This window comes from cf. Phormidesmis sp. LEGE 11477 (genome assembly GCF_015207105.1).
In the GTDB taxonomy this organism is placed as follows: domain Bacteria; phylum Cyanobacteriota; class Cyanobacteriia; order Phormidesmidales; family Phormidesmidaceae; genus Phormidesmis.
Window position 1 is genome coordinate 1 of record NZ_JADEXO010000171.1, and the last position, 9,692, is coordinate 9,692.

The following is a 9,692-nucleotide window of genomic DNA, read 5'->3' on the forward strand; positions in this document are numbered from 1 at the left end:
AACGCCTGAACAGGCCAGAATCATTGACGGTAGCGGATTGACGCTGCTACCTGGAGTGATCGATTCACAGGTGCATTTTCGCAGCCCAGGGCTAGAGCACAAAGAAGATTTGTTCACAGCTTCATGTGCCTGTGCCAGAGGGGGGGTGACTTCTTTCTTAGAGATGCCCAATACGCTACCGCCAACGACTGCTCAGGCTGATTTGACGGATAAATTGGCGATCGCGGCTTCTAAAAGCTTGGTCAACTATGGATTCTTCATCGGGGCCACCGCCGAAAATCTAGACGATCTGCGTACTGTCAGCTCGGCCTGTGGCATCGCAATTTCGATGGGCTCAGCCAACGGCCCGCTTTTGGTTGATACGGCTGAAACCATCGAGCCGATCTTTGCGAGCGGCGATCGCCTAATCGTGGTCCACGCTGAAGATCAAGCTCGCATCTTTGCCAGGCAAGAGCTGTTTGCAGGTGAAACCGATCCCGCGACGCATACCCAAGTTCAAGACAGTGAAACGGCGCTGCTAGCCACTGAACTAGCGCTTAGCTTCTCAAAGAAGTACCAGCGACGATTGCACATTTTGCACTTGTCAACTGGCGACGAAGCTGAGCTGCTGCGTCGAGATAAGCCAAGCTGGGTCACCGCCGAAGTGACGCCTCAGCACCTGCTGCTAGATGTCAGTGCGTATGAAAAGCTAGGAACGCTAGCGCAGATAAATCCGCCTTTGAAGTATGAGCGCGATCGCGACCTACTCTGGCAGGCGCTGCTAGATGGCGTCATCGACTTTGTTACCACCGATCATGCTCCACACACCCTTGCAGAAAAAGGCAAAGGCTATCCCAACGCGCCTGCTGGTATGCCCGGCGTAGAAACCGCCTTGCCGCTGATGCTGACCCAGTCCCAACAGAGTCGCTGTAGCGTCGCTCAAGTCGCTAACTGGATGTCTACTGCCGTGGCGCGAGCCTACCAAATCCCTAATAAGGGACTGATCGAACCGGGCTATGATGCTGACCTGGTCTTAGTGGACTTATCTACCTATCGCCCAGTTCTGCGCCAGGAGCTACAGACCAAGTGCGGCTGGAGTCCTTTCGAGGGCTGGAATCTTACTGGCTGGCCAGTCATTACTATCGTCGGCGGTCACGTTGTCTATGACTACGGCAAAATTGATACTACTGTTCGGGGCAGCGCGCTTACCTTTGAGTAGTGACTTCTATTAACTTCGACCGCGCTTGGCCACCACCGCCGTTCTCTTTTCTCCTCACTTGGATTTTTGTATGGCCAATCCATTTCGTTCGCTCAAATATCTCCCCTGGACCGACTTAGCACTCAGCGCGGTGGTGACCGTTGCGATCGCCAGTGCCATAGACTACCTGCTGCGAATGGGGCTGTTGGCGCTTGGCACCTCAGCCGCTGCTGCTAGCATTTCTAACGGACTTTTGTTTCTAGCTGCAATGGTTCTGCCACTGGCCGTTTACTTTGGGCTAGGCGCACTCGGCGTTATCGTCACATCCCGCCTTTTCCATCAGGTCATCTTGACAGCTAATACAATGTGGGCGCTCGTCGCCTGTATCTTATTAGCGCTGTTTATTCGCTCTCTGTTGCCTATTCCGGGCCTATTTATTGGCGGCGTAAATTATTTCGTGATCATGGGGACGGCGATCGGTACCTTTGTGTACGGACGCCGCTATTGGCGCTACTGATCTGGCACTGCTGACTTTATATGACCCAAAGCATATGACCCAAAGCATATGACCCAAAGCATATGTTTCTTCCAGCCTTGGGGCTGTTTAAAACAAGTTGTATCGCACAGAAAAGTAAATACCGCTATCTTGCAAGCTGTTGCTAGTGCTATCCAAATCAACTAGCGGGATTCCCCAGTCTAGTCTGGCCGATAGATCTTCGTTTTGCTCCCAAATGAGGCCAATGCCCGTCCCTGCCAAAACATTGGTATCAGCAGAATCGTCGAAGTTGTCCCAGGCAGTACCCACATCGAGGAAAGGGGCTATTTGAACAATGCTGTCTCTCGAAAAGCGAATAATTGGCAAGCGAGCTTCTGCGGAAACCAGAGCGCCATTGTCTCGCAAGAGCGCATTTTGACGATAGCCCCGAATGGTCTGCTGTCCGCCTAGGCCAAACTGTTCTGAAGAGAACAGCCGATCGGTTGCTAGCTGCAGATCGCCTCTGAGGAAAAAGAGCGCATCTTCGCCGAGCAGTCTGACCCACTGGCCCTGCCCTCTCCAAGAAAAGAACTGACTGTCTGGAATGCCGGTTGCGTCATTGTTGGTTGCGCCTAAAATATTGAGCCCTAGGTTGAACTGCGATCTAGCGGCCAGCACCTGCCTCTGGTCTCGCTGCGTCCAGCTCTGAGAAAATCGTAGGGCGCTGACTTTACTTCTGCCATCGCCGTCGGCCCCCGGAACTAGCGGAGCTGGCCCTAGATCATCAAGTCCAGAACGGATTTGGTTGTTGGTATGAGAAAGCGCTAGGCCCAGCGAGATTTCTTGGGTAGGGCTTTCGATCAGTGGATGGGTGATGCCGATTTCGTAGTAAAAAGCGTTAGAGCTGAGATCTAATACCTCGAAGGTATCTTCAATTACCCGGCTGCCTCCATAGCCTCCCTCGAAGTTGAGGCGCGTGTTGTGAGGGCTGAGCGGAATAGAGTAGCTGGCGTCTATGCCGTTGCTGCCGTTGGTGTTGGTGTAGCCCAAAAAGATGCGATCGCCTAGCCCAGATACATTGCCTGCTTGCAGATCAAGTCGCCGACTGACGCTGCCGATATTAGGCGAACGGCGGTTATCTACAGAGGCAGTGATATCGAATGCATCTGCCTCGCTTACCTCCACCCGGAGCACGCTGGTTCCAGGTCGTACCCCCGCCTGCAAGTCTGCGGACACTGTCTCGATTAGCGGATCAATTTTCAGCCGCTGCAGTCCAGCTAGTAGCCTATTTGTATTGATCGGCGGCTGCGCCACTAGCCCTAGCCGACTGCGAACATAGGCGGGCCTTAGACGGCTGGTCCCCACGACCTCAATTTCTTCTATAGAGCCTTCCAAGACCTGCACGGTGACCACACCGTTTTCCAAAGTCTGCGGTGGAATAAAGGCTCCTGAGGTGACAAAGCCCGCTTCTACATAGCGCTGAGTCACCGCCGAGCGTACCTGTAGTAGCTCGTTGAACGTGATTGGCACATCCGTAAATCTGTCAAAGAGTTCGGCAAAATCTTCATCGCTAAAAACGGTGCTACCTGCTAGCTGAATTTCGCTGACAACAAAGGTTTCTTCCCCGCCCTCTAAAACGCCAGGAGGCAAGTTAGGATCGCTAGGCTCGCCAAAGAGTTCTTCGAGTGAGGGCAGTGGCGGTAGCGGCTCGTCTGGCAGATCGTCGTCTGGTGGCAGCTCTGGCAAGATATTTCCCGCTGGCGGCAGGTTGGGCGGCTGCTCGGGTAGATTGTCAGGCGGTGGAACTTGCGCGATCTGTTTTGTAGGATGAGCTAGAGAATGATTGGTAGAATCACTGGGTAGAGGACGCGCGATCGCCTGCTCTGAACCAGTTGTTGCTAAATAAGCTGTCGCTAACAAACCGACAGAAGCAACCGCAGATATCCAGCTAGATATCCAGCAGCGATAGGAAGAAGACATCACATCAGTCATACAAAGGGGCTTACTGTGCAATATGACTGAACTATCAACGCTTGTCTACAGCGGCGTAAACCACAGCGGCACAGGGAAGAAGTATGGCGGCATGAAAGCAGACGAGCTTACCTAGCAACTAGCACTGCTCGCATCCCTACTGATCTAGCACCAGCATAGTCCTCTGCTTCACTATCACCTACGTGCCACGCCTGCTGCGCTATGCAGTTGTGCTTTGCCAGCGCCGCTTTGAAAATCTTGGGCGAAGGCTTGGCCGCACCAACTTCGGTAGATATCGTCACCGACTGAAAATATGTGTCTAATTCTAGAATGCTGAGCACGCGGTGCAACCGAGAGTCAAAGTTAGAGATCACACCTAGCTCGATGCCCATTGACCGCCAGCGATTAAGCGATGAAATTGTGTCGGCATACACCTGCCACGGATCGCTAGTTGCAAAATAGTTATACAGCCCCGCATAAAAGGCGTCGAAATCTTCAAACCGATCGATCACACCTACTCGCTCAAACGTCTCTGCCACAATAGCTTTCCACCAGCGATACTCCAGCGCCGGAATATCAGCCGGACTGGCCTTAGGAAAAGCCAGCCGCTCAGCCGCAGCGAAGCTTTGATAGAAAGCCTGATTGACGGCCTTAGGATCGCTATCTACCGCAGCCGAGCGTGCAAGCTGACTGTAGAGGTGGCCCACACTGCTTTTGACACCGAAAAGAGTTCCAAAAGCATCGAGGTAGATAACTTTTGGTAGCGGCTGTGGCGATGATTGGGGTAGCGGCGGCTGCGAGAAAGAAGATAAAGGCATCGGGGCGTCGTTCATACTTCTGACTTCAGTTACCTTTTTACTGGTTGGATTACTTGTTTGATCCTGTCAGTAGCGCCTGCACTGGCTGAGTTAACCAATTGACGCCAACGCGAATTTGATGATCGAGGGTGGGCATGCGGTAGAGATAAGTAAGGCGACGGGCCACGTAAGCGAGATTGCCTTCTAGCTTGATACCGAGCCCACTCAGCGTGGCATTGTCGGTGCCTAGAGTCATCATCTCACCAAGGTGCTGGTAGCGGAAAGGAAGCAGCGGTCGGTCGGTGAGGCTAGCCCAGATATTCCAAGCGGCGTAGTCAGCCTGCTGAAGCGCAGACTGAGCGGTAGGTGGGACGGGCTTGCCATCGGCGTCAGGCCCGTCAGCAAGATCGCCTAAGGCGAAGATATGAGGATAATCTATCACCTGCAGGGTCGGCGAGATGGTGAACTGTCCGCGTTCATTGCGAGGCAGATTAAGAGCGTCTAGCGCAGGGCTGACTTTGCTGCCAACGGTCCAGAGCACAATATCAACCGGAAGCGTATCAACCTTGTCTTTGTAGCTAAGCGAAAAGCTGTTAGCGGTGACTTCTGTAACAGTGGTTTCGTAGTCAATCCACACGTTTTTCTCGTCAAGTGCATCTAGAGCCGCTTTTTGATTGAATTCGGGAGAGGTTTGGAGAATCTGATTGGCCCTTTCAACGATGCGAACCCGACCTTTGTCGCCTAGTCGCTCGGCAACTTTGCAGGCAATTTCTACACCGCTATAGCCACCGCCGACAATGGCAACTCGAATCTTCTCAAGGTTGGCCGCCTCTAGCTGACGTAGCCTATCTTTTAGTCGATAGGCATCTGCTAACGTGCGAAAGGGAATGGCGTGCTCAGCGACGCCAGGGGCCATATCCATTGGCGTCTCACCGCCGAGCGCTAGCACGATACGGTCATAGCTGAGGCTCTTGCCGTCAGTCAAATCAACCGTTTGCGCGTCAATGTCGATACTGTCTACGCCGCTTCGGTGAAAACGAATGCCTGTATTGGCAATGAGCTCTTCGTATGGAGGCGCGATTTCCCAGGTTTGTAGTTCGCCAGTGACCAGTTCGTAAAGCAGCGGCGCAAAAACGAAGCGATCGCGCTGGTCAATCAACACAATCTCGTGCGGTGTATCTTTCCAATCGAGTTTGCTGAGAGCAAGAGCCGTGTATAGGCCGCCGAAGCCGCCACCGAGGATACAAATAGAATGAGCCATGAGAGCCGCTAGAGATAGTGAAAACACAGAAGCTAGATTGCGCCTATATAGAATAGCGCCAGTTAAGGTGCGGTGCGGTCCGTCTGTAGGTCAAAGTCTAGAAGTCAAAAGCAATTGCGTGCGTAGAACATGCTGTGAAAAACTACAAAAGTTCGACTAAAGCTCAAGAGATCGAAATTTTATGACTGCTCAATTGTGGCGTAAGGACATTTCTCTATTCTGTGGAAAATACCTGATGTACTTCCTGCCGATTATGTTCTTTGGCTATTTAATGCTAGATAGCTATCAAGTAGATTTCAGGGCGATGTATGTAAGTGGAAAGGCGGCGCTCTTGGGCTGGGACCCCTATTTGAACCACGTCGGGGTCAGACCTGATTTTTATGCACCTCTTAATGGGGACGACGACCCCGGCTCTGGCTATCGGTATCCGCCGTTCGCCGCCATCTTTCTATTTATTCCTTTTTCGCTGCTGCCCTATCTAACGGCTAAGGTAGTCTTTACCGTATTGATGGTGGTTGTGTTTGGGATGTTGTGCTTCTTTGTCGCTAGGCGCAGTGATTTCAAAACGCCCGAATCGGCAATATTGTTTGCGCTGGTGAGCTTTCCGATGCTGGCGCTGATCGATAGAGGCCAGATTGATATTTTTGTCACCTATTTAGCTGTGCTCTCTTTTGGTTTTTGGCAGCAAAGGCAACAGACCTTACTAGCCGCTTTTTTACTAGCAATAGCTGTGATGACCAAGCTATTTCCTATCGTTCTGCTATCGTTTTACTGCTTTCGTAGACAGTGGCGAATGGTCAGCTACACCCTGATGTGGGCGATAGGTCTGTTTCTGCTGCCGCTTCCCTACTTTGGCCGGTCGACATACGAAAATTTCTTCAAACAGCTATTACCCGATCGGCTAGGGGAGGTAACTTCTAATCTACCGATGGATTTGCACGGACAAGGCGTCGGCCCCTATCGAATTGTTCAGTCGATAGAAACAACAGGGCTCTCTTCGATGAAAGATTTTGGCAATGGATATATGACCCAGATTCCTCCACATCACCCGTGGACACTCATATTGGTGGGCCTGCTGCTTTCTGTTCTATTGCTGATAGCTACTCACCGATGCCCAACAGATTTCCAGTTCTATGCGTTTTTGAACATGGTTTTTCTATTCAATCCGATTGCGTGGATTATGGGCCTAGTTTGGTATATTCCGTTTTTTCTATATCTATCCTCTTCGGTGTCCAAAGTAGGGCTATGGCTGCTTCTGCTACCGCTATTCCTGCCGCCGTTTTTAAATGCGAATGGGATAGCTGCCTACGTGATGTGCATCGTGCTGGCTTTAGGGTGGCAAATTCCATCGTGGCAAAAAGTTTTGTTTAGAGGACAACCCGCTTTGCCTTAATTTATAGCAGCACTTAGAAGCGCGGTTAAATATCGACGTTCAAGTAGGTTGTTTTCTAATCTCGATCGTGTAAGACTATGCCCTATTTTGAGATAATTTATGGCCTATTCAATTTGGCGTAAGCACGCGCTGCGGCTGTGTCAGGGCTCAGATATTTGGCAGTTTGTGCGGATCTACGGGGTTTGTTTCTTACCCATTATTTTTTTGGGCTATATCACGCTAGAGAGCTATCAGATCGATTTTCGCTCGATGTATCTAGCCGGAAAATCTGCTTTGCTAGGACTAGACCCATATGTCAACTATGTGGGCATGCGGGCTGATTTCTATGGACCTATTAATGCCGAGAGTCAAGCTTATTCTGGGTTTCGATACCCGCCCTTAGCCGCGCTGTTCTTTTTGCCTTTGGGCGCTTTGCCTTATCAGAGCGCTAAAGTTTTGTTTACGCTGGTTATCTTGGGCTTGGCTGTGCTGCTGAGCTTTCATTTTGTTAGACGCAGCGAATTCACAATGCCGGATACCGCTATTCTCTTTGTGATGGTGAGCTTTCCGGTGATAGCGACGGTAGAACGAGGCCAAGTTGATATCTTAATTGTTTATTTGAGCATGATCTCCTATCACTTCTTGCAGTCTGGCCGCAGGTCTAATCTGGCGGCTTTTCTATTGGCATTTGCGGGCATGCTCAAGCTATTTCCTTTTGTACTACTGATTTTTTATGGCGATCGCAAACAGTGGCGATTCGTAGGCAAAACACTTTTGCACTCTGCCGTCTTGTTTGCCTTACCCTATCCTTTCTTAGGCTTGGCCAGCTACATCAACTTTTTCAGGCGGACGCTGCCGGGCTACTTTGGGCAGATAGAAACAGGGCTATCTACTAGCTTGCAGGGTCAAGGGGTAATCGATGGAATTGTTCATTCTGTTGATTCGACTAATCTATTGGCGGCTCGTCGTTTTAGCAGTGGGGGAATGAACCCGTGGATGGCGAACAACACGGTGGGCGCTATTGTTTGCGGACTGTTGCTGACTGGACTGCTGTTAATAGCAACCCGCCGAACTCAAGCCAATTTTCAGTTCTATGCCTTTCTCAACGTAATTAATTTGTTCAATCCGGTCTCTTGGATTATGGGTTTAGTTTGGTATATTCCTCTATTTTTCTATCTGTCGCCGCTGGTTTCTAGGTGGGGGCGATTCTTGCTGCTAGCTCCGCTTTTCTCTCCGCCTGGGTTCAATGCTAATGCGGTGTTGGCCTATATCTTGTCTATTGTATTTGCTCTCTCATTTCAAATACCTCGCTGGAGAGACGCTTTATATCGCTCTGATACTCGTCTTTTAGCAGAAGCCTCGTCATTCTAAATTCCACTCTGAGAAATCATATTTCGTATATTGCCTGAGGCTGCTGATATCTTCTGCGAGAGAATCTACCAGCCTTTTTCGAAGATTGCTATCTATCTTGGGGCGCTCGACTTTTTGAGAAAAGGGACGATAGACAATATCTTCAACGGGCGCTTTGATCTCATTAGGCATCCATGCGATCGCCTTAGAAAATGTTTTGGCAAACAGACTCTCTGACGATATCGTTCTGCGGGTTTTGCGAGCAGACTGATGAAACTTTTTATCGAATTTTTGATCCGAGCGCATCGTCGATCCAAACCTCACTACATTCACCAAACTTTGATCTTTCACATTGAGGTCAAATTCACTATCTACGCCTAAAAAAGCAAACACTTTCTCCATTGTTTCCGCAGGGAACTTAGAGAGCTTTTCTGAGGTAATCACCAAGATATTCGATTCTGGAAAAACCTGAAGATATTGCTGTAGTTGCAAGAAGTACTGACTGCGCCTAATATACCAGTTCTTCTCCAAAGGCTTGGTCAGGGCTGCTTCAGCGCTTTTGTTTTCTATTCCACTAGAGTAGGAATGGAGATAGTGAGAAATCATTCGCTCGATCGGATCGCGCAATAAGTAGATAATCTTGGTGTTTGGCACCACAGAAAACATTCTCTCGGGCACCCCATCCCAGCGAGGATAGTTGGTGTAGTTAGGTGAGGATTCTCCATAAACCTTTGCCGATTGGCCAGCGAAGTTGGTTTTGTACCACTCAACTCCTTTTTTCCAGTTTTTGTGTTCAACAAAAAAATCCAACTCTTTCTGACGAGACATGCAGATATCTGGATGGAGGTTGAGATAGTAATGCAGGCTAGTGGTTCCAGACTTCATCGCCCCGATGATAATCAGATTTGGTAAGTTTTCTGACTCGGAGAGATTGCTCATTGATTGTTTATCCATTTGCAATGCTTTGATAGAGGGCTATGAGATCTTTTCGGCAAAAGGATCTTCGTAAGTCTGTTGAACCCGAACTCTTCAACGTGATTCTCCCAACTTTTCTACTATTTTTATACTGTTCTTCTGCTCATCAGCTTTGCCTAGTCTTCAATCATAGCGATCGCCACTTATTTCATTACAAGTTAGCTCACTACAACTTAATTCACTGCATCGGTGCTCACTGTATTGATGCTTACTCCCACTCACTAAAATCTTGCGAATATGGATTGTCACCGTAGTTGTTGCGATAGGGTTGTTCTTTGGGAGCGGCGGATCTGGCGTAGGTAGAGCCAGTTCCT

8 protein-coding genes are annotated in these 9,692 nt (G+C 49.8%); 4 read left to right on the top strand and 4 right to left on the bottom strand.

Going from position 1 to position 9,692, the window contains the following annotated elements; translation table 11 throughout:
• Window positions 1-1,198: dihydroorotase (locus IQ256_RS27135; RefSeq protein WP_193858817.1), on the top strand; the 1,198-nt coding region annotated here is incomplete at its 5' end.
• Between the two features lie 70 nt (window positions 1,199-1,268).
• Window positions 1,269-1,694 carry a peptide chain release factor 1 gene (locus IQ256_RS27140; protein ID WP_193858818.1) on the top strand — a complete coding sequence of 142 codons (426 nt, stop codon included), beginning with the start codon at window positions 1,269-1,271 and terminating at the stop codon, window positions 1,692-1,694.
• 87 nt (window positions 1,695-1,781) lie between these two features.
• Here the strand turns inward: IQ256_RS27140 and IQ256_RS27145 are convergent, their stop codons facing one another.
• The 3 genes from IQ256_RS27145 to IQ256_RS27155 form a co-directional block, all read right to left on the bottom strand.
• Window positions 1,782-3,632: a ShlB/FhaC/HecB family hemolysin secretion/activation protein gene (locus IQ256_RS27145; RefSeq protein WP_193858819.1), complete on the bottom strand. Its 1,851-nt coding sequence runs from the start codon at window positions 3,630-3,632 to the stop codon at window positions 1,782-1,784.
• Between the two features lie 119 nt (window positions 3,633-3,751).
• Window positions 3,752-4,456, bottom strand: a complete 705-nt coding sequence (locus IQ256_RS27150) for an HAD-IA family hydrolase (RefSeq protein ID WP_228025336.1) — start codon at window positions 4,454-4,456, stop codon at window positions 3,752-3,754.
• A gap of 34 nt (window positions 4,457-4,490) precedes the next feature.
• Window positions 4,491-5,681, bottom strand: coding sequence for an NAD(P)/FAD-dependent oxidoreductase (locus IQ256_RS27155; RefSeq protein ID WP_193858821.1), 1,191 nt, complete (start codon window positions 5,679-5,681; stop codon window positions 4,491-4,493).
• Window positions 5,682-5,862: 181 nt separating this feature from the next.
• On the opposite strand from IQ256_RS27155, the gene IQ256_RS27160 reads away from it, so the two are divergent.
• Both IQ256_RS27160 and IQ256_RS27165 read left to right on the top strand, forming a co-directional pair.
• Window positions 5,863-7,074, top strand: a complete 1,212-nt coding sequence (locus tag IQ256_RS27160) for a glycosyltransferase family 87 protein (protein ID WP_193858822.1) — start codon at window positions 5,863-5,865, stop codon at window positions 7,072-7,074.
• Between the two features lie 99 nt (window positions 7,075-7,173).
• A complete protein-coding gene (locus tag IQ256_RS27165) occupies window positions 7,174-8,424 on the top strand; it encodes a glycosyltransferase family 87 protein (protein ID WP_193858823.1) in 1,251 nt (416 codons plus the stop codon).
• Here the strand turns inward: IQ256_RS27165 and IQ256_RS27170 are convergent.
• Window positions 8,416-9,342, bottom strand: coding sequence for a sulfotransferase domain-containing protein (locus tag IQ256_RS27170; protein ID WP_193858824.1), 927 nt, complete (start codon window positions 9,340-9,342; stop codon window positions 8,416-8,418). The two genes, IQ256_RS27165 and IQ256_RS27170, sit on opposite strands and share 9 nt — an antisense overlap.
• Between the last annotated feature and the right edge of the window lie 350 nt (window positions 9,343-9,692).

Coding starts and splice junctions, on each gene's coding strand:
- IQ256_RS27140 (WP_193858818.1), top strand. CDS start 1,269: ATGGCCAATCCATTTCGTTCGCTCAAATATCTCCCCTGGACCGACTTA.
- IQ256_RS27145 (WP_193858819.1), bottom strand. CDS start 3,632: ATGTCTTCTTCCTATCGCTGCTGGATATCTAGCTGGATATCTGCGGTT.
- IQ256_RS27150 (WP_228025336.1), bottom strand. CDS start 4,456: ATGAACGACGCCCCGATGCCTTTATCTTCTTTCTCGCAGCCGCCGCTA.
- IQ256_RS27155 (WP_193858821.1), bottom strand. CDS start 5,681: ATGGCTCATTCTATTTGTATCCTCGGTGGCGGCTTCGGCGGCCTATAC.
- IQ256_RS27160 (WP_193858822.1), top strand. CDS start 5,863: ATGACTGCTCAATTGTGGCGTAAGGACATTTCTCTATTCTGTGGAAAA.
- IQ256_RS27165 (WP_193858823.1), top strand. CDS start 7,174: ATGGCCTATTCAATTTGGCGTAAGCACGCGCTGCGGCTGTGTCAGGGC.
- IQ256_RS27170 (WP_193858824.1), bottom strand. CDS start 9,342: ATGAGCAATCTCTCCGAGTCAGAAAACTTACCAAATCTGATTATCATC.